The 24,472-nt window shown below is 47.7% G+C and carries 21 protein-coding genes; 5 read left to right on the top strand and 16 right to left on the bottom strand.

Features of this window, described 5'->3' with window-relative positions; all coding sequences use genetic code 11:
• Positions 1–42: 42 nt before the first annotated feature.
• The 15 genes from fucO to ACYVD3_RS15930 form a co-directional block, all read right to left on the bottom strand.
• Positions 43–1,191: a lactaldehyde reductase gene (fucO, locus tag ACYVD3_RS15860; RefSeq protein ID WP_460643450.1), complete on the bottom strand. Its 1,149-nt coding sequence runs from the start codon at positions 1,189–1,191 to the stop codon at positions 43–45.
• A gap of 155 nt (positions 1,192–1,346) precedes the next feature.
• Positions 1,347–1,916, bottom strand: a complete 570-nt coding sequence (locus ACYVD3_RS15865; RefSeq protein WP_460643451.1) for a TetR/AcrR family transcriptional regulator C-terminal domain-containing protein — start codon at positions 1,914–1,916, stop codon at positions 1,347–1,349.
• 96 nt (positions 1,917–2,012) lie between these two features.
• A complete protein-coding gene (locus ACYVD3_RS15870) occupies positions 2,013–2,648 on the bottom strand; it encodes a DUF4318 domain-containing protein (RefSeq protein WP_460643452.1) in 636 nt (211 codons plus the stop codon).
• Positions 2,641–3,099, bottom strand: coding sequence for a LytTR family DNA-binding domain-containing protein (locus tag ACYVD3_RS15875; RefSeq protein ID WP_460643453.1), 459 nt, complete (start codon positions 3,097–3,099; stop codon positions 2,641–2,643). The genes ACYVD3_RS15870 and ACYVD3_RS15875 overlap by 8 nt, the downstream gene beginning before the upstream one ends.
• Positions 3,100–3,276: 177 nt before the next feature.
• Positions 3,277–3,795, bottom strand: a complete 519-nt coding sequence (gene nrdG / locus ACYVD3_RS15880) for an anaerobic ribonucleoside-triphosphate reductase activating protein (RefSeq protein WP_460643454.1) — start codon at positions 3,793–3,795, stop codon at positions 3,277–3,279.
• Between the two features lie 11 nt (positions 3,796–3,806).
• A complete protein-coding gene (gene nrdD, locus ACYVD3_RS15885; RefSeq protein ID WP_460643455.1) occupies positions 3,807–5,936 on the bottom strand; it encodes an anaerobic ribonucleoside-triphosphate reductase in 2,130 nt (709 codons plus the stop codon).
• Between the two features lie 115 nt (positions 5,937–6,051).
• Positions 6,052–6,672 (bottom strand): flavodoxin family protein, encoded by a 621-nt coding sequence (locus ACYVD3_RS15890; RefSeq protein ID WP_460643456.1) that lies wholly within the window; start codon positions 6,670–6,672, stop codon positions 6,052–6,054.
• Positions 6,673–6,755: 83 nt separating this feature from the next.
• Complete coding sequence (locus ACYVD3_RS15895; RefSeq protein ID WP_460643457.1) at positions 6,756–9,899, bottom strand: DEAD/DEAH box helicase; 3,144 nt, start codon at positions 9,897–9,899, stop codon at positions 6,756–6,758.
• Between the two features lie 23 nt (positions 9,900–9,922).
• On the bottom strand, positions 9,923–11,692 hold the full coding sequence (argS, locus tag ACYVD3_RS15900; RefSeq protein ID WP_460643458.1) for an arginine--tRNA ligase: 1,770 nt from the start codon (positions 11,690–11,692) through the stop codon (positions 9,923–9,925).
• Positions 11,693–11,999: 307 nt separating this feature from the next.
• On the bottom strand, positions 12,000–12,284 hold the full coding sequence (locus tag ACYVD3_RS15905; RefSeq protein ID WP_460643459.1) for an MgtC/SapB family protein: 285 nt from the start codon (positions 12,282–12,284) through the stop codon (positions 12,000–12,002).
• Positions 12,285–12,324: 40 nt separating this feature from the next.
• The gene (locus tag ACYVD3_RS15910; protein WP_460643460.1) at positions 12,325–13,161 is read right to left on the bottom strand and encodes an MBL fold metallo-hydrolase; all 837 of its coding nucleotides are present in this window, start codon (positions 13,159–13,161) and stop codon (positions 12,325–12,327) included.
• Positions 13,161–14,471: an alkaline phosphatase family protein gene (locus ACYVD3_RS15915; protein ID WP_460643461.1), complete on the bottom strand. Its 1,311-nt coding sequence runs from the start codon at positions 14,469–14,471 to the stop codon at positions 13,161–13,163. The genes ACYVD3_RS15910 and ACYVD3_RS15915 overlap by 1 nt, the downstream gene beginning before the upstream one ends.
• Positions 14,472–14,483: 12 nt before the next feature.
• On the bottom strand, positions 14,484–15,317 hold the full coding sequence (locus tag ACYVD3_RS15920) for a carbohydrate ABC transporter permease (RefSeq protein WP_460643462.1): 834 nt from the start codon (positions 15,315–15,317) through the stop codon (positions 14,484–14,486).
• A gap of 11 nt (positions 15,318–15,328) precedes the next feature.
• Complete coding sequence (locus ACYVD3_RS15925; protein ID WP_460643463.1) at positions 15,329–16,222, bottom strand: carbohydrate ABC transporter permease; 894 nt, start codon at positions 16,220–16,222, stop codon at positions 15,329–15,331.
• Between the two features lie 104 nt (positions 16,223–16,326).
• Positions 16,327–17,643 carry an ABC transporter substrate-binding protein gene (locus ACYVD3_RS15930; RefSeq protein WP_460643464.1) on the bottom strand — a complete coding sequence of 439 codons (1,317 nt, stop codon included), beginning with the start codon at positions 17,641–17,643 and terminating at the stop codon, positions 16,327–16,329.
• A gap of 297 nt (positions 17,644–17,940) precedes the next feature.
• On the opposite strand from ACYVD3_RS15930, the gene ACYVD3_RS15935 reads away from it, so the two are divergent.
• The 5 genes from ACYVD3_RS15935 (at position 17,941) to ACYVD3_RS15955 (ending at position 23,333) form a co-directional block, all read left to right on the top strand.
• Entirely contained in the window at positions 17,941–19,404 is a 1,464-nt protein-coding gene (locus tag ACYVD3_RS15935; RefSeq protein ID WP_460643465.1) for an arylsulfatase, read from the top strand.
• An 8-nt stretch (positions 19,405–19,412) separates the two neighbouring features.
• Complete coding sequence (locus ACYVD3_RS15940) at positions 19,413–20,588, top strand: ROK family transcriptional regulator (RefSeq protein WP_460643466.1); 1,176 nt, start codon at positions 19,413–19,415, stop codon at positions 20,586–20,588.
• A 317-nt stretch (positions 20,589–20,905) separates the two neighbouring features.
• Positions 20,906–21,181, top strand: a complete 276-nt coding sequence (locus tag ACYVD3_RS15945) for a metal-sensing transcriptional repressor (protein WP_460643467.1) — start codon at positions 20,906–20,908, stop codon at positions 21,179–21,181.
• Positions 21,182–21,294: 113 nt separating this feature from the next.
• Positions 21,295–23,157, top strand: coding sequence for a heavy metal translocating P-type ATPase (locus ACYVD3_RS15950; RefSeq protein ID WP_460643468.1), 1,863 nt, complete (start codon positions 21,295–21,297; stop codon positions 23,155–23,157).
• Positions 23,154–23,333, top strand: a complete 180-nt coding sequence (locus tag ACYVD3_RS15955; protein ID WP_460643469.1) for a hypothetical protein — start codon at positions 23,154–23,156, stop codon at positions 23,331–23,333. The genes ACYVD3_RS15950 and ACYVD3_RS15955 overlap by 4 nt, the downstream gene beginning before the upstream one ends.
• Before the next feature lie 494 nt (positions 23,334–23,827).
• Here the strand turns inward: ACYVD3_RS15955 and efp are convergent, their stop codons facing one another.
• Positions 23,828–24,385, bottom strand: a complete 558-nt coding sequence (efp, locus tag ACYVD3_RS15960) for an elongation factor P (protein WP_460643470.1) — start codon at positions 24,383–24,385, stop codon at positions 23,828–23,830.
• Between the last annotated feature and the right edge of the window lie 87 nt (positions 24,386–24,472).

Here is a 24,472-nt window from a genome sequence, read left to right on the forward strand (position 1 = left end):
AAGATCATAAATCTTTGAGGCCCCTTCCTATGGAACGTTTTTTTACATGAGTGACTGGTATAGTTTGATGATATCTTCCAGGCTGGCTTCCCTGGGATTTCCCGGTGCACAGGCATCTGCTGCCGCGGATTCTGCCAGGAACTGCACATCCTCTTCTTTTGCTATCTGTGTTAAATCGGCCGGTATCCCGATGTCAGAAGACAGCTTTTTGACCGCATCCACCGCCGCTTTGCGGTATTCTTCCGCCGCCATGGCCTCAGTTCCTTCCACGCCCATTGCCTTGGCTATGTCACGGTACTTTTCGCCTGTTGTTTCGGCATTAAACTCCATGATGGCAGGAAGCAGAATGGCGTTTGCGATCCCATGAGGCGTGTCATAAACAGCACCAAGTGCATGAGCCATGGAATGCACGATACCAAGGCCGCAGTTTGAAAATCCCATTCCTGTAATATACTGGCCCAATGCCATGCCTTCCCGGCCTTCAGCGGTATTCTCCACTGCTCCTCTTAAGCTTTTGCCTATTAATTCTACAGCCTTTAAATTGAACATATCTGTGATGGGATTGGCACCCTTTGTGATATAGCCTTCAATGGCATGGGTCAGTGCATCCATGCCTGTGGCGGCAGTCAGACCCTTTGGCATGCTGGACATCATGTCCGGATCCACAATGGCAACCACGGGAATATCATGAGGATCCACACAGACGAATTTCCGCTTCTTTTCCACATCAGTGATCACGTAGTTAATGGTAACTTCCGCTGCCGTACCTGCGGTAGTAGGAACAGCAATGATAGGTATGCTTGGCTTCTTGGTGGGAGCCACTCCTTCCAGGCTTCTCACATCTTCAAATTCCGGATTTGCGATGATGATGCCGATGGCTTTTGCGGTATCCATGGAAGAGCCGCCGCCAACCGCTATGATGTAATCTGCCCCTGACGTTTTAAATGCCTCTACCCCTGTCTGGACATTTTCTATGGTGGGGTTGGGTTTGATATCCGAATAAACCTGGTAATCCATCCCGTTTTCTTCCAGGATCTTTGTGATCTTTGAGGTCACGTTAAATTTAATCAAATCAGGATCAGAAGCAACAAATGCCTTCTGAAATCCTCTCCTTTTTACCTCCCCTGGAATCTCCCAAACCGCACCGGAGCCGTGGTATGATGTTTCATTTAATACGATTCTGTTTGCCATGACAACCTCTCCTTCTCCTTAATGATGGACATGTTTCTTATGTTACAATATTAACAACTAAGGAGAAAAAAATAAAGTTACAGTTTGTAGTTTTTGTAACAAATTTTACAAAAACCATAAACTGTAACTTTTATCATGTGCACATCCACCATACCCTAGATTAAGCCGGCTTCTGAAAATACCGCAGCAAGCCTGGGCGGCATGGCTTCCGTCAGGCTTGCTGCCATCTCACCCGGAGTCTGCTTCATCCCAGAAAGCACCCATTTCACCGTCATATAAACAGAGCCTCTGCAATACAGCTCAAGAAGAAACTGGATTTCCTCGGAAAGCGGCTCCTGTCTCTTCCGGGTAATAAGCTCCGTGTAAAAACCCATGAACAGTTCAAAATCATGTTCTTTTAAAGAATTATAATCATCGGAACGGAACGCCTCCGTAAAAAATATCTTTTCTTTTTTGATAAATTCGTACTTTTTCTTCAGGCTTTGCCCCACGGTTTTTTCCACTCCGATCTGGGCAAAAGATTCCATCACCAGCTTGTCAAAATACCAGTTGATCAGATCGTATTTATCCTTAAAATTGCGGTAAAAGGTTTGTCTGGTCATGTCGCATCCGTCCACAATGTTCTGGACCGTAATCTTATCCACGGGCTTTGTATTCATGCAATCCTTTATGGAATCAGCCAGACGGTATTTTGTTTTTTCGCTTTTGCTTGGATTCTCAGTCATGTTCCGCTCCTGTCCTGTATGTTTACATCTATTCTACCACAGGTTCCCAGGTTTGTGAACACACACATCTTCCGGATAATTCCCGGCCATGGCTAATTAAAGCTTTGAAATGTCCATGGTATATACAGCTCCCCCATAAGTATAAAAACTCCTTAACTTTACTTCATGAAGGACTCCGTCAAGCTTAACCACAGCCGGAATATTCCGTTCAATATATTCCAGGCACAGATGATTTTTAATGCAGTAATCTTCCAGAACAGAGAAAAATTCTTCCTTTGTGCCGGGCCTGTCATTTAAGTCAATGACCAGGGTATGCCCTCCCTTAGCCATATTCAGTTGGTTGGCAGTGCGCTTTGTGTATAGATAATTCAGCGCCCATCTTCCGAAAAGCACCATAGCATCCGATAAGATCATGTATCTTAGATAATCCGGAAGAAATCCGGCAAGGATTAATAGAATGAACAGGAAAATATAATACCAGTACATAAAAGCCATGCCCCGAAGCCAGCTTAAATCCATTTCAGGCAGCCGCTTAAAGAACTGAAGCAGGCAGCCTGCCCCAAGATAAATAAGGAACGTCAGGCCCAGGCGATCCATGAGGATATCCAGACTCTGCCGGCCACATAAAAGCCAAAGCCCCATGAGAGCGCCGGCAAACAAAATTATTCCCAAATCAACTCCAGAAAGCAGAATTTCCCAAAAAGCTTCTCTTTTTTCCTCATTTTTAATCATAATGCTTTACCTCCAAAATCCTGTCCCTTACCTCTTTTAAATATTTCCGGGAAATATAGGTTACCTCAGAATTTAACATAGAAACCTTCATAAGCCCATTGAGCATGGGAGTGTAGGTTCCTACCTTATCTATGTTAAGGATCACAGACTTGGATATCCGGATGAAATTCGACGGAAGAAGCCGTTCCAGCTCATAAAGCCTCTTATTCAGCTCATAGGTTTCCTGTCCCGTATGGACCATCTGTTTTTCTTTCACCGTTTCAATAAAATAAATTTCAAAGCTTGAGACCCGGCAGATTTTTTCTCCCCTCTGGCACAAGAGCGTGATTGACCGGAACAAATCCTGTTCCAGATATTCCACAAGACGGTCCACGGCATCATCCTGCTTTTGAATGTGCAGGTCCGCAAATTCTTCCGTCTCATGGCCGATTGTTCTGATATTGACCTTCATACTGTTTCCTCCTGACTGCCAGTTCATCATATCACATCTGGATCAGCATTTACAGGGTTTATGGGTAAGTGGCCGGTTTTAAACGGTAAGAAGCATTGGGCCTGTCTTCTTTCCTATACGAAAAAACAGGGCATTTTGCTGCCCGCCTTACGGCAGGCGGCAAAATGCCCTGTTCCCTTATTCCCACAGCACGATCTTCCCTGCTGCCAGGGATTCCTGTACTTTAATGATCCGCTGGTTGGATGACCCTCTGAACCTCAGCTTTAAATCCTTTTTCTCCACTTCAAACCTGCCGTCTACCAGAACATCCAGGCAGGCCAGAATCCGCCTTGTTTCAGTCAGTGTTTCGGCCATGTTTCCCAGGATGTCCCGTTCAAAATCATAGCCGGTGTAGCACCAGATGGTCTTTTCCGGAAACCGTTCCTTTACCTTCTCCACCAGAGGCAGGATCCCCTTCTGATTTGCCGGGTCCATGGGTTCTCCGCCCAGAAGGCTTAAACCGGCAATGTAGGTATGGTCTAAATATTCCAGTATCTTTGACAAGGCTTCCGGCCCATATTCCCGGCCGTAATGAAAATCCCAGGCCTCCCAATTAAAGCATTCCCTGCATCGGTGGGTGCACCCGCTGACAAACAGAGATACCCTGACCCCAGGGCCATTGGCTACATCCGTAGGCTTTATGGTCGCATAATTCATGGTACAGCCTCCTACAGATGAAGGACTCTGGATTTGATTTCCTTTGTCTTTCCGGTGTTCCAGAAATTCTCTCCCAGGTAACCGCAGGTCCTTCTGGTCACATTCATCCGTTTCTTATCTTTGTTGTGGCACTGAGGGCACTCCCATTCCATGTCGTCGTTGATGATGATCTCGCCGTCAAAGCCGCATTCCTGGCAATAGTCTGATTTTGTGTTAAACTCCGCATACTGGATGTTATCATAAATGAACTTTACCACTTCCTCCATTGCCTCCAGATTGTGCTGCATATTTGGAACTTCCACATAGGAAATGGCCCCGCCTGAGGAAATCTTCTGGAACTTGCTTTCAAAGTTGAATTTGCTGAATGTATCAATGGATTCCCGTACATCTACGTGATAGGAGTTGGTATAATATCCCTTATCCGTCACATCCGGTATGATCCCAAAACGTTCCCGGTCGATTTTTGCAAACCGGTAGCAAAGAGATTCCGCCGGTGTCCCGTATAAGCCAAAGCCAAGGCCGGTCTGGTTTTTCCACTGGTCCACAGCTTTTTTCATGCGGTTCATGACGCGAAGGGCGAACTCCTCTCCCTCCGGAGCCGTATGGCTGACGCCCTTCATGAGCTTTGTCATCTCATAAACGCCGATGTATCCCAGAGAAATGGTGGAATAACCATCCCGGAGCAGGGGATCGATCTTCTCTCCTTTTTTAAGCCTTGCAATGGCCCCATACTGCCAGTGAATCGGGCTTACATCGGAAACGATCCCTTCCAGAGACTTATGTCTGCACATCAGGGCTTCATAGGACAAATCCAGACGCTCATCCAAAAGCTTCCAGAATGTATCTTCATCTCCCTTTGCCAGAATTCCGATCTGAGGCAGATTAATGCTTACCACCCCCTGATTGAACCTTCCCTCAAACTTGTAATTGCCGTTTTCATCCTTCCAGGTAGACAGGAAGCTTCTGCATCCCATACAACTGAACACATTTCCCTCGTAGTTCTCCCTCATCTTCCTGGCAGAAATGTAGTCCGGATACATGCGCTTTGAGGAGCATTTCACAGCCAGTTTGGTTATATAATCATATTTTCCGCCCTTTAAGCAGTTATTCTCATCTAAGACATAGATCAGCTTTGGAAATGCGGGAGTAACATAAGCGCCCGCTTCGTTCTTGATCCCTTCAAGTCTCTGGCGGAGGACCTCCTCCACGATCATGGCATTTTCCCTGATGTATTCATCGTTTTCATCAAGGTATAAAAACAGGGTGACAAAAGGTGCCTGCCCGTTGGTAGTCATTAAGGTATTGATCTGGTACTGAATGGTCTGGACGCCGGATTTCAGTTCATCCCTCAGACGAACGGCCGCCATCTTCTCCACCATTTCATCAGTAACCGTATTTCCGAACTCTTCAAGGATCTGGTTATGGAATTTATTGTTGCTTTTTCTTAAGTATTTTCCCAAATGCCGGATATCCACAGACTGGCCGCCGTACTGGTTGCTGGCAACAGCCGCGATGATCTGGGTCATGACGGTACACGCCACCTGAAAGCTTTTTGGGCTTTCGATCATTTTCTCGTTCATTACGGTGCCGTTATCCAGCATATCACCGATATTGATCAGACAGCAGTTGAAAATCGGCTGTACGAAATAGTCTGCATCGTGGAAATGAATGGATCCCTGCTCATGGGCAAGGGAAATCCGCTCAGGAAGGAGCATCCGTTTCGTCAAATCCCTGGACACCTCTCCTGCGATGTAATCCCTCTGGGTGGAAGCCAGAATGGTATTCTTATTGGAATTTTCCTCAGCCAATTCCTTGTTCTCGTTCTTGATCAGCTTTAGAATGGACTCGTCCGTTGTATTCGCTTTCCTGAGAAGTGCCCTCTGGTAACGGTATATGATATACTTCTTGGAAAGGGTATACTTATTCTTATTCACAAGACCGCTCTCAATCATGTCCTGGATGGTCTCAACGCTGACCACATCCTCCCCGCGGCTCTCCACATAATCCAGTATCCCATCGATCATTTCTTCTCCGGCCTGCTCACAGGCTTCAACTTCCGAATTCGCCTTCCGAATGGCCATAACGATCTTTTCTCTGTCATACTCTACAATCCTGCCGTCCCGCTTTTGAACCTTAATCATTCCTGTCACCTTAACCTCTTCTATATTTTGTGTCTTTTGTTTTATTTACACTACATCTAGTGCTTTTCTAATTATACACTACACAAAGAAAAAGTAAAGGGGATTTTTATATCTTTTACCGGATAAAATTAGTTCTGGGAATTTCTTCCCTGGCAGGAAGGCAGATTCCTGCGGCCTTTCCCACCTCCAGACATTTTAACAGCCATGCCATATTTTTTCCGAGAGTTTTCATGGTGTGAAGTCCCTCCAAATCCTGTTCCACCTCCTGAGGCGTAAATCCGTGAACCATGTTCCAGTAAGAGGAGGAAACCACCGGCATCTGGGCAATGGTAAAATATTTGTTTAAAACATCAAGAGAAGTGGTGGTTCCTGCTCTCCGGGCGGAAACAACGGCTGCTCCCGGCTTATAGGCAAAGTTTCTTCCCGCATAAAACAAACGGTCCAGGAAAGAAAGCACGGTGCCGTTGGGAGAAGCATAGTAAACAGGGGAACCGATCACAAGCCCTGCCGCTGTTTCCATTTTCTCCAGCACCTGATTAACCATATCATAAGTAAATACGCACCTTCCTGTTTCTGAACACTTCTGACAGGCAATACAGCCATGGACAGACTGGCTCCCTACGTGAAGAATTTCTGTCTCAATGCCTTCCTCATTCAAAGCCCTTTCCACCTCAAGGAGGGCGCGGTTGGTACAGCCTCTCTCATGAGGGCTTCCATTTAACATTAACACTTTCATCACTCATCCATCCTTTCATTCAAATCACTTATTGAAGATGTTTCTTTTTTGCTGTCTCTTTTACAGCAGGGAAATAAGTTTCTCTAAATATCCAAAAGCCCCAGCAGATCCTCTTTGGTCAGATTACTTAAGGATACGGTTCCTTCCGTTATAATCTGTTCCGCCAGATCCTTCTTGGATTCCTGAAGCTTTAAAATATTTTCCTCAATGGTGCCCTTTGTGATCAGCTTGAATACGCTTACCTGCTTTTCCTGGCCGATCCGGTGGGCCCGGTCCGTTGCCTGGTTCTGAGCCGCTACGTTCCACCATGGATCAAAGTGTATGACAACATCCGCCGCCGTCAGGTTAAGACCTGTGCCCCCGGCCTTCAGGGAAATGAGAAACAGGGGAATTTCATCATCTTTAAAGGAATTCACCATATGGAGCCGCTCTTCTTTGGGAGTTGCCCCTGTCAGCATGTAGTAGGGAAAAGCCTCTTTTTTTATCCTTTGTTCAATGATCTCCAGCATGGAAGTAAACTGGGAAAAGAGCAGGATCTTATGTCCGCCTTCCACCCCGTTCCGAATTAAGTCCATGCAGGTTTCCAGCTTTGCCGATTCTCCCTTGTAATTCTCATAGCATAAATGAGGATCGCAGCAGATCTGCCGGAGCCTGGTAAGGGCCGCAAGGATCTGGATGTTATCCCTTCCCCTTCTGTCCTCCAGATGCTGCAGCTCCTGCTTTAAGCGGAATGCATTTGCCGCATACAGTTCCTTTTGTTCCTGGTCAAAGGCGGAGTAGACAATGGTTTCCAGCTTATCCGGCAGTTCCTTTAACACATCCTTCTTAAGCCGCCTTAAGAGGAAGGGACCGATCAGACGGTGAAGGCTTCCCAGAACCGTTTGTTCCTGGTCCCGGACAATGGGCAGTTCATACTCCTTTTTAAATTTCCGGTAGGTGAACAGAAATCCCGGCATGAGGAAATCGAAAATGCTCCACAGCTCCGACAGACGGTTTTCAATAGGGGTCCCGGTCAATGCAAACCGGTTCTCTGCATCAATGTCCTTTACCGCCCTGGCGCTTTGAGTGGACGCATTTTTAATGTACTGGGCCTCGTCAATGATCTGAAACCGGAAGGATCTGTCCTTGTAAAGATCAATGTCCCGTTTTAACAAATCATAGGAGGTGATCAGCACATCTTCTTCCGCCCCATGGTTGATCAGCTCTTCCCGTTCCCAGGCAAGGCCGGTTACTGTCACCACCTTTAAAGAAGGGGCAAAGATGTGGAACTCGTTCTCCCAGTTGTATACCAGAGATGCAGGGCAGACGATGAGGGAGGTGGTGTGTTCCTTTTTCCCTGCTTCGTCAAGGAGCAGGGCAATGACCTGAATGGTCTTTCCAAGGCCCATATCATCGGCAAGGATCCCCCCAAAACCATAACTGTCCAGGGTCTTAAGCCAGCGGTATCCCGTCTTTTGATACCCTCTCAGCACATGCCGGAGGGGCTTGGGAATCTCAAAATCACTGTCCTCCACGGACTTCATTCCCCTGACCACGGCTTTATAAAGCTGGTCCCTGTAAAGGGTTATGCCATTTCCCTCTTTCAGAATGCTGTCCAGATACAGCGCCCTGTATTTGGGCAGGCGGAACGTCTGATTCAGCGCATCCGGGTCCGCGGACAAACCCTCCACCAGCTTTGCAACCGTTAATAGTCCGTTGTCGTCAAGACTTATAAATTCTCCGTTTTTTAAACGGTAATACCTTTTTTTCTGGCTGTACACCTCCAAAAGCCTGGTCAGATCCTCTCCTGACAGACCGTCGGTATCCACTTTCAGCTCCAGCCAGTTCCCTGTACTCCTGACTCCGATGGATATCTTGGGAGGAGGCAGGATCTTTAATTTTTTAAAGGATTCAGAAAAATACACCTCTCCCAATGCCATGAACTCACTGATCCCTGAGCTCAGCAACCGGTATACCGCTTCCTCATCATCCCGGATAGCAGGATATTCTGATTCATACTCCTTGTATTTAAAATACCTGGTTATAAGGCGGCTGATGCGGAACTCTCCCGGTACATCCCGGCACACGGTACGGGGCAGGCGTTCATCCTCCACCGGCTGGAAGGAATAGTCTCCGTAGGAAAGGGTCGGCTTTAAAATCAGACCGTTGGACCCGTCAGAATCAAAATCAAACCGGGCCTTCAGTTCCTCCGGCTTATATGCTTCCAGATCCACCTCCCTGGCATCAATGGTGCAGTAGGCTGCGATCCTTTTTAAAACCCTCTCATAAAAAAGAGGCATATCCTTATTATTGATTTCCGTTTCATAGGAGGCTTTAAACCCTTCCATCATCTGTTTAAGAAACACGGAAAGGGCCTCGCTGCAGGACTGGTCGCAGCAGTATAAGTATTTCGTATCTGCAAGGTATAAGCGGTGTTCTCCTTCAAAGGTAAGAAGCTCTTTATCAATGGACACCAATACCCCATCCCTTCCCTGGCGCTTTATCACCACCGTCAGATCAGGATTGCGGTCTGCCACCTCAAGCTGCCTCTTCTGCCCCTTGTAATCCTCAAGCTCCAGGGTCTCCCCCATCATGATTCCAAAAAAACGGTCCCTGTTTGCACGGCTTAGATTTAAAAACCGCAGAACAGGCTTTGTAGAAAAAGAACTTTTCTGGAACTGCTCATAATGCTCACAGTACCCATTTACGATCTCCTGAACAAACTCCAGAAGAGGCCTGCTGTCCTTTACAAAGGCAGATGGGCTGTGATGGAATGCCAGATTTTTGCCGTACTCAACATAGGTGCCGTTTTCCACCGCATTGGCAAAGGCGGCCAGATCCTTCACCATATAAAGCCGGTCCCTTCCCAGCTTAAACTCCAGCTTCACTTCCCTGCGGCTGACCAGAAGGGATACAGAAAGCTTTACCTGCTCCTCTTCTCCCTCACTCATGATGCGGGACACCTCCCGGTTGGTATATTCACGGATCATGGCTCTTGCCTGCTGGGTAGTGGCCACCGGCCTTCCGGTGTTTGATTCCTGCTCTTTATAAACCTCAAACAAAGCGTTGCAGTGGAGGCACATGCCCCGGTAAGAATTTCCCTGGGCACAGGAACAAGAGTAGTCAAAAACCTGACTACCCTTGACATGCAGACTTGCCTTATATTCCTTTCCCTGGTCTTCCACCAGGGCCCTGACGCCTGACTCGCCTTTCCAGAAGGTATTTACCGTCAAGTGTAATACTTTCATAGTTCCTCACATCCGTTCACCATTTACATTCGTTCCGGCGCCTCAATACCCAATACGCCAATGCATGCATTTAATACATCCTTGGTAAGCCTGATCAGGCGGACCCAGGATGCCTGCCGCTTTTTATCCTCTTCGGAGATGATCTTGGTATCATGATAAAAGCGGTTAAATGCATTGGCAAGTTCATAAATATACTGGCATATTTTATGGGGCGCAAGCTCGGTAAAGCCTGTTTCCATAATTTCATTGTATCTGGAAAGCTGAAGCATCAAATCTTTCTCTGCCTCTGTTGCAGCGGAAAGAATCTTCTCTTCCCCCTGGTATTTATTCTCAAGGTCCTGGTATTTTGCCAGGATGGACTTGATCCTTACGATGGTATAAAGAATATAAGGACCGGTATTTCCCTCAAAGGATACGAAACGGTCCATGTCAAATACATAGTCCTTGGACGCCTGATTGGATAAATCCCCATACTTTAAGGCTGCCATTCCCACGATCTTTGATGTTTCCTCCGCTTCTTTTTCGGAAACAGTACGGTTCTCCATGATCTTTTCATAAGCTGCCTGGCTGATGTCAGATATAAGGGTCTCCAGGCGCATGACTCCGCCATCCCTTGTCTTAAAGGGCTTTCCGTCTTTTCCGTTCATTGTGCCGAAACAAAGATGGGACATCTTTTTATCCTGTGGCACAAAACCGGCCTTTTTCGCCACACGGAACACTTGGATGAAATGGAGTTCCTGGCGTTTATCTGTAATATAGATATACCAGTCAGGTTTTATCTCCTTTTCCCTTTCAATAATGGTTCCAAGATCAGAAGTGGAATAAAGGGCCGCACCGTCGGATTTTCTTACGATGCAGGGAGGAAGCTCTTTTGGATCTCCTTCTTCTACAATATCCACTACAAGGGCTCCCTGGCTTTCATAGGCAAGGCCCTTGTCCTCCAGCTCCTTAATCAGGCCGGTAATATAGGGTTCCGCATCGCTTTCCCCTTTCCATAAATCAAAGGAAACATTGAGGTTCCCATAATTTTTCTTTAAATCAGCTACAGATACTTCTATAATATGCTGCCAAATGGCACGGTAAGGCCTGAAACCGTTTTGCAGCTTTAACGTGGCATCATGGGCTCTTGTGCTGAATTCCTCATGGGACTTGGCTTTTGCACTGGCCGCCGGATAGATCTCCTCTAGCTCACTGATGGTAAAGGGCGCTTCCTTTGGATACTCCCCTTCATGGGATTCGTCAAAATAAGGCAACTCCGGTTTTCTGTCCTTAAGCTCCTCAATGATCAGTCCCATCTGAAGACCCCAGTCACCCAAATGGACATCTCCAATCACATGATGCCCCAGAAAACGGCCCATTCTCTTAATGCTTTCCCCGATAATGGCGGAACGGAGATGGCCCACATGGAGAGGCTTTGCCACATTGGCTCCGCCGTAATCCACCACGATGGTCATGGGATTTTCTGTTCTCTTACAGCCGCACTGTTCTTCCTCAGCCATGCCGTTCATATATTCTGCCAGATAATCTGAGTTAAGCTTTAAATTGATAAATCCCGGCATCACCGCATCCACTGCGGCAAATACTTGGCTGGCCGTAAGCTTTGCCACTACTTCCGATGCAATATCAAAAGGTTTCTTTTTATAAACCTTGGCTGCTGCCATGGCTCCGTTGCACTGGTATTCACAAAGATCCGGGCGGTTGGATAAGGTCACCTTTGCATAGGCCTCATCGTATCCGCAGTCCGCAAACGCTGCCTTCATCTCTGCCGTAATCAAATCAAGAATCTTCTTCATCGGTCCCTGGTCTCCTTTTTCTATTCCAGATATTTCTAAGCTAAATATTAATTATATTACAAGTAATCTTAAAAATCAAATTCTTTTACAGGATTGTGTTCATTTACTTTAGAAATCAAGTAGTTTAGAGATATTTTCTTTTTCAATAAAATAAGCGCCTCTTTGAGTCAGGAAAATAAAAAATCCTTATCTTTTCCCAAAAAGGTGCTTTCTTTCATGTTCTACAATATTTACATTTTATCTCAGGAATATTCCTTTATCCATTCCACCCAAGATCTCTGACTAAACCGGACCTGGATTTTCCGCCTTACATGTACTCCAGCTCTTCCAGATATTTCACCCCTTTGATCCCGCTGATCACCTGTACCCCAAGGCGTGCAGGATCACCTGCCTGGTACCGCTCCGTCAGGAATTCTCCTGTTATCATTACCAGCGCCGAGGCCAGACAGACGATCATATAGGTGCGCAGGCCTGCGGGCCTGCGTTTTCTTCCCCGTTCAAATCCCAGAATCCCTCCCAGGATCACCGCAAGGGTCAGACGGGTCAGCACAGATACCAGATTTATGCTTTCAAATATCTCTCCGCTTTCCATTGTCCCCCTCCTTTCCGCCATATTGGATCAATGTCTGTGGTTACTGCCATTGAAACATCAGCCCGTCCCAGGCCGCCTGGATCCCCGTCTCACCCAGCTTTTGTTCCAGCTCCTGATGGTTCATCCTGCAGTTGTGGGAAAAATGGGTTGCAATGATCATGGTGGAGGGAGTCAGGCAGCCTTCTTCCTTCAAACGTTTTACAACAACAAGATTTTCTTCTATTCCCATGTGAGAACTGCCATGACAGCCGTTAGCCCCGAAGGTGCAGTCCAGACTGACAAGGGAGAGTTTTTTTCCTTTCAGGAAATCATAGGCTTCCTGCCCCAGAAGGCCGGTGTCATTGGCATAAAGGATCCTGGTTTCTCCCTCCTCCACCAGATAGATCAAGCACATTTCCGCCGGATCATGGTTTGCCGGAATGGGAGTGACCGAAAGTTCCTCTATCCTGATTTCCTCAAATGGCCGGGCAGGCAGAAACACCACGGAGGGATCCTTTTCTTTTCCAAATTCCTCCTGAAAGCTTTGGCCGCCCAGGCGGCAGACCTTGGAATTGCCATAAACACACAAAGGCTTCTCGCCCTGGATATGGCAGTAATTGGCACTGCTGCGGCGTGTCAGTTCGGCGCCGTCAAAATGGTCGCTATGGGAGTGCGTGACGCAGACCCCTTTTACCTTCCACAAATCCAGATCATAACGGAGTTTGTGGAAATACAGGTCAGGAGAAATATCCAGGAGAAGCTTATCATTGACAAGGGCGCTGGTTCTGGTGCGAATGTCCTTCCCTTTCTGCTCTGACGCTCTCCTGCAGGTTTCACATTGGCAGAAAACAGCAGGGATCCCTTCTGCGGCTCCTGTACCTAAATACCGGATCTTCATTAGAAATCTCCTCCCGTCCCTTCCTTCCACATCTCCTTCCTGGCGGTTCCGTCTACCGGATCAATTTTCATGCCCAGCCAATGACAAACCGAGGGAAGAATATCGATAATTCCCATTGTTTCCACCTGGACGGGCGCCACATCCTCCCCCCAGGCAAACATCATGGTCTGGTAATCGGCTCCATGGGGAAGATATCCATGAACCCCCTTGTAATGGCTGTCCACGATCCCCTCTTCATCGGCTGCCGCCTCATATCCGGACTCAAAGTAATAACCATCCCTTGCCTCAAGGACCAGATCCGCCTCTTTATCGCAGCCTAAATTCTCAAAATCCTTTTTCTCCATTACCTGGCTTACGCCCCGGTTTAAGGCAAATGCCTCCTTTAACCTGGCGATCACCGGCTCCTTGTCTCCGCCTTTTATGTAGATATAGGCCATTCCGTCACCGGAGTCCAAGTAAGCCCTGTAGCCGGTAAGCCTTTCCTTTTCATAGGTGCAATAGCCCAGACGTTCCAGTACCATATTGCCGTGGATGGCATAGGACACCTGTTTTTGGGAATGGTCACCTGTAAACAGAAGGGTCACATCCTCCCCGTTCCTCCCCGTTACATAGTCCATGAGCTGCCCGGCAAATTTGTCGTACTGCTTTAAATAATACTGGCATTTCCTGGAATAGATCCCGTCCGTGTGCTTAACATCGTCCAGGCCATAGATGTGAAGCAGTGCAATGTCAAACTCATACCGGTTTACTGCGTCCAGGAACCGGTCCATCATGGATAAATCCAGATTTGGCTGTTTTCCCAGAAACCAGGCCTTGGGAAGTGCCCTGTCTGACAAAAGCGTCCTGATGGCAAAACAGGGCGTTCCGTACTTGCACAGCACCTTCATCTGGCCCATAAAGCTGTCCATATTCCAGACTTTGGGCTTGACCGGAGACATTTCCGGCATGGAGTAGGTCATCTTCCCTCCGGCGCTGACCGGCCAGGACATATTCATCACCCGTTTCCCGTTGTCTGCTGCATAGTCCCATATGGCTCTGCGCTTTAAGCTTGAGGCGTAAAAATTCCATTTATGAAGCTGCGCAAAGGGCTCCAGCACATAATTGTTCACAATTCCGTGGGAGGAAGGGCGGCAGCCCGTGGCAATGCTGGCATGGCTGGGAAAGGTAAGGGAGGGGTATACAGAATGCACATGGGTGCAGTAGGATCCCTCTTTCATCATCCTGGAAAAATGAGGCAGGGTTTTTACATATTCTAAATCCGTACAGGATAAGGCATCAAAGGATACCAAAATCAACTTCTTTTTTTTCATCACAACTCCTTCTTATCCCTTCACAGCTCCTGCCGTCAAGCCTCCGATAATCTGCTTCTGCATCAGAACATAGAATATCATGATTGGCAGCATGGAGATCAGGAATGACGCAAAAATCAAACCGAAATCCGTCTGATATGCAGTTTTAAAGTTATACACATAAAGGATCAGCGTCCAAAACCTGGACGACTTGTTAAGCACCAGCAGAGGAAGCTGGAAATCATTCCATACCCACAGGGCATTCTGAATTGCCACCGTGGCAAGAATCGGCTTCATAAGGGGCAGAATCACCTTGCTGTAGGTTCCGAAGAAGCCCGCTCCGTCTATATAGGCGGCTTCCTCCATGTCCGGCGGGATAGACTGGAGATAACCGGCGCACAGGAATACACCCTCACAGGTGGAACCGGCAATGTACAGCACAATGATGCCCGGCACGTTCATCATTCCCAGCTTGCTGGCGATCATGATTAAGGGAATCATTTTCGCCTGGAAGGGAACAAAGAGACCGATAATCAAAAAGTAATAGAAAAGCCGGAGAAAACGGTTATTGGCCATTGTCCGGGATACGCCGTAGGCTGTCAGCGGCAGAGTCACGGTGCTGACAAACAGGAAAACACCTGCGATCACAACAGAGTTTAAGAACGCGTACTTCAGCTCGTTCTTGGCAAACAGGGTTTTAAAATTATCCAGGTACAGCGGGACCGGAAGGGAAAACCAGCTTTCCGCAATCTGAAGATTTGACTTAAAAGCAGTCATTATCACCAGAAGCAGCGGAAGGAGGATGAGGACCGAACCGGACACCAGGAGCCCGTATTTCACTGCATTTAGTATTTTACGTTGGTTCATGCCATGCCCTCCTAGTAGATGCGTTTTCTGTTGGACCAGACGATCTGGATAAATGAAACGGTGCAGACGATCACTGCCAGGATCAGGGCCTCGGCCATAGCAACGCTGAGACGGCGCTCTACAAAACCGTGGTTATAGATCAGCATGGCCATGCTCTCGGTGGAGCCTGCCGGGCCGCCCTGGGTCATGGACATGATCAGATCAAATACCATCAGCCCCTGCTTTAACGTCAGCACAAACACCATGGTAATGGTGGGAATGAGAAACGGCAGGGTGATAAAGCGGAATTTCTTCCAGGCCGTAGCGCCGTCCAGGCTTGCAGACTCCTCCAACTCCCTGGGAACGGTCTGAAGCCCTGCCAGAAACAGTACTGTGGGAATCGCAAGTCCCTGCCATATGGCTACGAACAAAATGGCGTACATGGCTGTATCCGGCTTTGACAAAAGGCTTATCTCCCAGCTTTCAAGGCCCAGGCTTGCGCCAAGCTGCGGCAAACCCTTGGTAATGATGCTGTTGAACACCAGTCCCATGGTAAGCAGCGGAAGCACCGCCGGAAAAAAGAATACAGAACGGAACACGGTTTTTCCCCGCAGGCTGCCGTTTAAGATGATTGCAAGGATCAGGCTCAATGACACGACGAAGATAACCAGGAACGCGCTGTATTTCACATTGAACATTACGGTTTTCAAGAACCGGGAATTGCTGAATACTGCCCGGTAGTTCTCAAGCCCCACAAAGTTCAGCTTTTTGTTGATTCCGTTATAATCGGTGAAGCTGTAAATGATTCCACCAATAATCGGGGCAATAAAAAAAATTACATAGACAATTGCCTGGGGAATTGCAAATAGGCTCAAAATAATGGACTGTTTTTTATAAAACGTCATCCTTCTGTTTTGGCTGTTCATTTTCTGTCTCCCTCTATCAGAGTGCGGCTGCCGTTTATAGGAATTACCGGAAACGGCAGCCGCATCATATAACACATACCGGTACCAATACAGATTACGGTTGCTTATTGTTCATTTACAAAATATTCAATGCTGATGGAATCACTGTCTTTTAAGAACCCATTCACATCCTTGGAAAGGATCATCTGCTGCAGGGGAGCTTCCCAGCTTTTGCGGAAGCCTGCCGGCCAGTATACGGACGGACTGAAGAACATATCCCCTGCTTTCAGCTTCTCACTCATGGTCTGAAGCTGCGGACGCTTGTAATCTACGGTCTTGATAACGGATGGATTCTTCTCGGTGTCGGCATAATACTGGGCAGTCTCACTGGAGCCCATGAATTCCAGGAACTTAAGGGCTGCTTCCTTGTTCTTGCAGTTCTCTGTGATGGACAGCGCCGTATCAATGCTGGCAGGAATCTTGCTGGCCCCTCCGGTGGGATTTGGGATGGCTATCATCTCAACATCCAGATCAGGATTTAAGTTAAGGATTGTCTGGATTCCCCAGCTTCCGTAAAAAATCATAGCTGCCTTTTCTGTGGCGATATCGTTGAAGGCGTCCTCATAGCCTGCGCCCAGAGTATCCTTCTGGCCGTATTGGCGAAGCTGAAGCATGGCGTCTGCCAGTTCCTTCATCTCCTTCTCATTTTCCCAGGTTGTTTCCTTCTTTCCCACCTTCTTAAATTGGGAGGTAATGTCGTTGTTGATCACGCCGATGAGCCTCTCTGCCATCTGGCCCAACTGCTCTGTGGATTTGTCATAAAATGCGAAAGGCTGGATTCCTTTTGCCTGAAATGCTTCGGCTGCGGCGATCAGCTCATCCCAGGTCTGGGGCTTCTCAATGCCGTTGTCCTTGAACAGCTTGTTATTAACAATAAGGCCGTAGGCGCTCATGGTCATGGAAAGCGCATAGTCTTTGCCGTCATACTTGGCAATCTCCCTGGTTTCATCTGCAACGTCGTTTAAGAACGCCTGATCGGAAATATCCATCAGGGCTCCGTCTCTCATTAAGTCCCGGTAAAACTTTTCCGCCGGCCAGATGGTCACAATATCCGGGTAATCATTAGAAGCAATTCTCGTAACCAGCGCTGTCTCCGGATCCGGAACGCTTGTCAGTTCAATCTTGATTCCAGGGTTCTGAGCTTCAAAACGGGTGATCAATTCCTTAAAAACATCCACTACATTTGTTTTCTGCAGGTATAGCTCCAAGGTAACCTGGTCGCCTCCTGCTTTGGTTTCCTCTTTCTTGGCCGTTTCCCCTGCTGCAGCCGTGGTTGCCTCCCCGGCTGTTTTGGCAGGTGCCGGTTCGCTCTTACCGCAGCCGGCCAAAAGTGAACAGACAAGCCCTAAAGATAATGCGAGAATTCCGATTCTTTTTTTCATGATTGATTCTCCTCCTTTTTTAATAATAGGTCCATGGGTTTTATGTAGATGGCATCATCTTAGCAAGTTTTCCTTATCAAGTCAATAGGGTTTTTAAACTTTTTTGTGTGTTTTGTATCTTTTATATTCTATTTATTGATTTTATTCGTATTTTTTTACCACTTAATTGTCAAAATCTTAAAATACATTTACTTTCCCTTTATAATGACGTATAATATTTTTATCAATTTGGTAACTATTCCTTACTTTCTTTGCTATGGGATTTACTAAATAAAATTTCTATTTCAGGAGGAGCTTATGAAACAGCCGAATATTGTTCTAATCATGTGCGACCAGATGCGCGGGGATTGTATGGGAATTGCAGGACACCCGGATGTTCAGACGCCGTATCTGGATTCTCTGGCAGCAGAGGGCACTTATTTCCCCAATGCCTATGCTTCCTGTCCAAGCTGCATCCCCTCAAGGGCCGCCCTGTTTACCGGCATGAGCCAGGAACGCCACGGCCGGGTGGGCTATCAGGACGGAATTGACTGGGATTATCCCCATATGCTTCCCCAGGTTCTTTCCCGGCATGGCTACCACACAGAAGCGGTGGGAAAGCTCCACGTTCATCCGCCCCTTCGCCGCTGCGGCTTCCACAACCTGGCCCTTCATGACGGATATATCGGCTTTTACCGCAGGCCCAGCCTTCCCACCAGGCAGAACCAGGTTTACAGCGACAGCTATTTAAGATGGCTGAAGGACCGGTACGGGAATGCCGCGGACGTTAACGACACCGGGCTGGAATGCAATTCCTTTATTGCTGCGCCCTGGGTATACGACAGCATGTCCCATCCCACCAACTGGACGGTTACAGAGAGCATCCGCTTCCTGGAAAAGCGGGATCCTGACCTGCCCTTTTTCCTCATGACCTCCTTTGTAAGGCCCCACCCCCCATTAGACGCTCCCTCGGAATATTTTGACATCTACCGTAACCGGGAGCTGATGCCTCCGGCCATGGGGACCTGGGAGGACTTTTCCCATAAAGCAAAGGATTATGAAGGGCTTTATGACTCTCCCTACGGAACAAAGAATGATAAGCTTAAGCAGGATGCCATGATCGGCTACTACGCCTGCATTACCCATATGGATCACCAGATCGGACGGCTTTTGCAGGCCCTTTACAGAGAGGAGCTTTTGGAGGACAGCATCCTGATTTTCCTTTCCGACCATGGAGAACTGCTGTTTGATCACGGTCTGTTCCGGAAAGTGCAGCCTTACCAGGGCAGCATCCGGATCCCCATGATCGTTCGTGTGGGAAAGAACCTGTTTCCGGGCAAGTCCCAGGTTCCCGTCTGCCGGGACTTGGTGGAAATCAGGGATATTATGCCCACCATCCTGGATTCCATAAAGCTTCCGGTTCCGGATGAGGCCGATGGACAAAGCTTCTTCCCCTCATTGTTCGGGGAATCCGGCTTTGACAGGGAATACTTACATGGCGAGCACAGCGGCGGAGAAATATCCAACCACTTTATCGTCACTCCCACAGACAAGTATATCTGGTACAGCCAGACCGGCCAGGAGCATTATTTCCGGCTGGATCAGGATCCCAGGGAACTTCATGACCTGATCCATGATCCCGGCTGCAAGGATCGGATCGCCTGCCTGCGGGGCCGTCTCATAGAAGTCCTGAAGGGCCGGGAGGAAGGCTATACCGACGGCTTTTCGCTGATCCCGGGGAAAAAACCGGTGTTTCAGTTGAAAAAAGTATCTGATAAATAGGAGCGCTTATGAAAAAAACAGTAAATCTCAGCCATGTCCGCACAATCAATCAAAGGGCCATTTTAGACGCCATCTTCCAGAAAGGAGATACTTCCAAGGCCCAGTTGGCCCGCATGCTGGACATGAGCAAACCTTCCATGGCCGACAATGTGGCAGCCCTTCTGCAAATCGGTATTATAAAAGAGATCGGTGAAGGGGCATGTTCCAGCGGCGGCGGAAGGAAACCGACTCTTCTGCGTTTCTGTGATAATTTCAAATATATCATTGTAATGGATTTTCAATACCAGCACTCTTATTTCTGTTTAAGCGATTTAAGAGGCGCCATTATCAACCAGTTTACCATCCAGCAGACGCCTACTGCCGACTTAAATTCCTGGATCACCATGTGCATCAATGCGGTATCCATGCTGATGGCATCCCAGTGCATTACCCACCAGGACCTGGCGGCGATTGCCGTGTCTGCTCCCGGTATCTTAAATGACAGTGACAAAAATTATATTGTCAGTTCCAAATACGGGGATTTTAATGTAGGACAAATGGAGGAACGGCTATTAGAGGCTTTTCCTGTTCCTGTGCTGATTAAGAACAGCGCCAACGCTTCCGCCCTTGGGGAATGGTGCTGCGGCAAAGGCCAAGGCTGCAGCCATCTCGCGTTTATAAGCTGCGGCCAGGGTGTGGGCGCAGGAATCCTGTTAAATGGCAGACTGCACGAAGGAAAGCATCTGGCGGCAGGTGAAATCGGTTTTTCCATCACCCCGGAAAGCCTTACTTCAAAAAACACCTCCCTGGAAAACAGAATCTGCATCGACTCTGTGTTAAAAAAGCTTAAGGCTGACCCCCATGGAGAATCCGTCACCTTCCCGGAAATGATCACACGGTTTCAGGAGAAGGATCCTCAGGTCATGGAACTGGTGGATTTAATCAGCACGGAGCTGGGTTGTGCAGTCTGCAATCTTCTATCCGCCATTGACTGCGAAATAGTGATCATCGGCGGCGATTATCTGGCCTTTGAGGAACGGCTGATCCCAAGGATACAGGAGATTGTTGATAATCATGCCGCCATCCCTGTGCCGGTTATCCCGTCAAGACTGGGGGAAAAGGCGTCTGTGCTGGGTCTGATCGCTACAAGCCGGGAATTTTATTTTAAACAGCTCTGTACCAGAACCCCCGGGGAGGAGCAATGAAAAAGTGGCGGATTCTGCAGGCTGGTCCTTTATCCTGGATTTTTTGAGTGCAGTGGCAGCCGTTGGGATGGTTGAAATCCTGTTGTAGTTTCCAAGATGGAGAACATTCCTGGAAGACAACGGATAGCCGGTTGTCCCCCCGAGAACGGTATCATCTCATTAAACTGGATGGTTCCCGGAGCTGGGGGGATGTGTACAGGCAGGAACACCTGAATAAATTTGAGTCATTTGAGTCAGATGGTTTCTGTATTCATTGACTGTCTCCTGAATACATGATATAGTGATAATACCCCTATGGGTATAAGGGAGGTGGAATTATGCGTCAATGTATGGATTTCGAGAATCTGCATAAGCGCTTGAACAGGATTATGGGACAAATAAAAGCCATTGATAAAATGATTGAAGAAGATCTTCCCTGCGAGGATGTCCTTATTCAAATCAACGCTGCAAAAAGCGCTTTGCATAAAGTCGGGCAAGTTGTATTAGAAGGCCACTTAAACCACTGTGTTCGGGAAGGAATTGAACACGGTGATGCGGATAAAACAGTTGCCGATTTTGCAAAGGCCGTAGAGCATTTTTCAAGAATGACTTAATATCATGGGAATAAAAAACAGCAGCTTAAAAAAAGCGGCTGTTTTTTTATTGACACCATATACCTATGGGGGTATAATATACATATACCCCCATAGGTATAGAAAGGAGCGTGTTGATTATTACATTTCTTAAAAACGAGGAAAAGAGAACAATTCTTTTTCTTATACTCTCTCTCCCTGCATTGATCATCAGCTTTTTCCATATTGGTTCTCTCCCGGTTGATCCTGCCTGGGTTGCCATTCTTCTTTGCGGCCTCCCTATTGTAAAAGGAGCCATTGCCGGGCTGGTAAGGGAATTCGATATTAAGGCCGATGTTCTCGTTTCCATTGCACTGATTGCCTCTATTTTTATCGGAGAAATTTTTGCTGCCGGTGAGGTGGCATTTATTATGGCTCTTGGAGCTTATTTAGAGGAGCGTACTGTGGCTAAGGCCCGTGCAGGGATTGAAAAGCTGGTTCATCTGACACCGACTACGGCAAGAGTTGCCCGGGGAAATGAGGAAGTTATAATTCCCGCCGGGCAAGTGAAGCAGGGAGATATTCTGCGTGTATTTGCCGGGGAAACCATTGCTGTGGACGGTATCATTCTGAAGGGTCAAACCTCCATCAACCAGGCTGTTATGACCGGCGAATCCCTTCCCGTGGATAAAGGCGAGGGTGACCTGGTGTTCAGCGGCACCGTCAATCAATTCGGCACCTTTGACATGGCAGCCCAAAAGGTCGGCGAAGACAGCTCCCTGCAGCGGATGATACGGCTGGTAAAATCTGCAGATGCAGGAAAAGCGAGAATTGTGGGCATTGCCGACCGGTGGGCCACCTGGATTGTGGTCATTGCCCTGCTTGCAGCGGTTGTTACGTGGTTTGTGACAGGAGAAATCATTCGCTCTGTTACCATTCTTGTGGTATTCTGCCCCTGCGCGTTGGTTCTGGCTACCCCTGCGGCTATTATGGCCGGAATTGGGAATGCCACCAAACACGGCATTCTGATCCGTGAAGGCGATGCTCTGGAAAGGCTGGCACAGATCAAGCGCATTGCATTTGACAAAACTGGTACTCTTACCTACGGTAAGCCTGCCGTGGTTGAGATACACAGCGTATCTCCTGAATGGGAGAATTCGGCGCTTTTGGAGCTGGCCGCCACCGCGGAAATTCGTTCTGAGCATCCCCTTGGCAAAGCAATTGCAGCGGAATTTAAGCAGCGCTATGGGACACAGCCGGAGCAGCCGGAGGATTTCACCCTGCTGGCCGGACGCGGCGTATATGCACGGTATAAAGGGAATGAGGTTTACGCAGGAAATGAAGCCCTTTTAGCAGAACAGAACATTTCCCTGTCCAATGAACTGGTACACCTGAAAGAAAAAGTGAAGAATGACGGGTGCACCGCCGTATATCTGGCTCAGAACGGAAAAGCAGTCGGTGGGATTATTCTGTCGGACACCATGCGGCCGGATGCCCCCCAGACCATAGATGCAATTCATCAAACCGGAATACAAACGGTGCTTTTAACCGGGGATGCTCCCCAGGCTGCCGCCCGGATCGGGCAGCTTGCCGGAATCAACGACATACAGTGGGAATGCCTTCCGGAAACCAAGCTGCAAGTCATTGACACCTATCAAAAACAAGGGGAATTGGTTTGCATGGTTGGTGACGGCATCAATGACGCTCCCGCCTTAAAGGCAGCACATGTCAGCATCGCCATGGGAGGCATTGGCAGTGATATCGCCATTGACGCCGCCGCTATTGCTCTTATAGGGGATGATATCCAGGAAATCCCCCATCTTTTATGGCTGGCTAAAAAAACAATGAGAACAATCAGAGTCAATCTTACTGCTTCTATGATGCTGAATTTTATCGCCATAGGACTTGCCATTGCCGGTATCTTAAATCCGGTTTTGGGGGCGCTGGTACATAATGCCGGTTCCGTTGCTGTTATTATTAATTCTTCATTGCTATTAAACTGGAGGAAATCAAAATGAAAGAATGGCTGTTATTTATACTGTTTATCCTTGTAGGGTCAGGAATGCTCAGTGCCGGGCTTGTTTACAGGCACAAGGAAAAGAATGATCCTGAATCCGTAAAGATTTACAATGCGGTTTCTATTATAGGTGTTGTTTTGACTGCTGCTGCCCTATTGATGAAATTTGTATTTTGATTCATACTTCCGCCCTTTCCTGTGCTTGACGAGATCAAGACAGGGGTAACCCGCAACAGCCCTTATGCAGGCGAAGACAATACGGGTATGTACCGCTGGCCGGAACAGGCTCTGACACCTTATGAAATGCTTGAGGCATATACACCATCTCTGATGGGCGTATCGTTTACGGCCAATAAGCAGTTAAATAACCGGGCGAATATCCTTATGTACATATGAATCAATGCTTTCAAGTCAAACAGGCTGCCGGACATTCTCCGGCAGCCTGTTTTTCCCGTCCTTACCGGGTGCATCACAGCAAAAAAGACCGGGCAGCCCGGTCCTTTTCTTTCTGAGTCAATCGGATATTCGCAATCCGCTTCGCTACTTGCTCATAACCTCGTAGCTGCTATCGCAGCTTATCAGAAGGGGCTTGCACCCCTTCTGACACAAGTAAGTCCCCACCCACCACTTATGCCTTTCCGGCATTGAAGTGGGGGACTTACTTGATAAGGTTAAACTCTGGACATGTATTCACCTGTACGTGTATCAATCTTAATCTTGTCACCCTGATCAACAAATAATGGAACATATACCACTGCACCGGTTTCAACTGTAGCCGGCTTAGTAGCGCCCTGGGAAGTATCGCCTTTGAATCCCGGCTCTGTATCTGTGATAACCAGTTCCACAAATAACGGAGGCTCTACAGAGTACACCTTACCATTATAAGAGCATATCTTAACCGTCTCGTTCTCTTTCACAAACTTTAACGCATCACCGATTACATCCGGCGCTAATGCGACCTGCTCATAGGTATTGGTATCCATAAAGTTATGAAGATCGCCATCGGCATACAGATACTGCATGTCCAATCTGTCGATTCTTGCCTGTGGGAACTTCTCTGTCGGGCGGAATGTGCGCTCTATAACGCCACCGTTTACCACATCTTTAATCTTAGTTCTTACGAACGCAGCACCCTTTCCAGGCTTTACATGCTGGAACTCCATAATCTGATATACAGTACCCTCGATCTCCAATGTGATACCGTTTCTAAAATCACCCGCTGATATCATAAATGATATTCCTCCTTGAATTTCTCTTCTTAACCTTTTATATTCTATACTATAATAAATACATTTTCAACCGTTTTTTACAAATAT

Source organism: Lacrimispora brassicae (assembly GCF_054772055.1).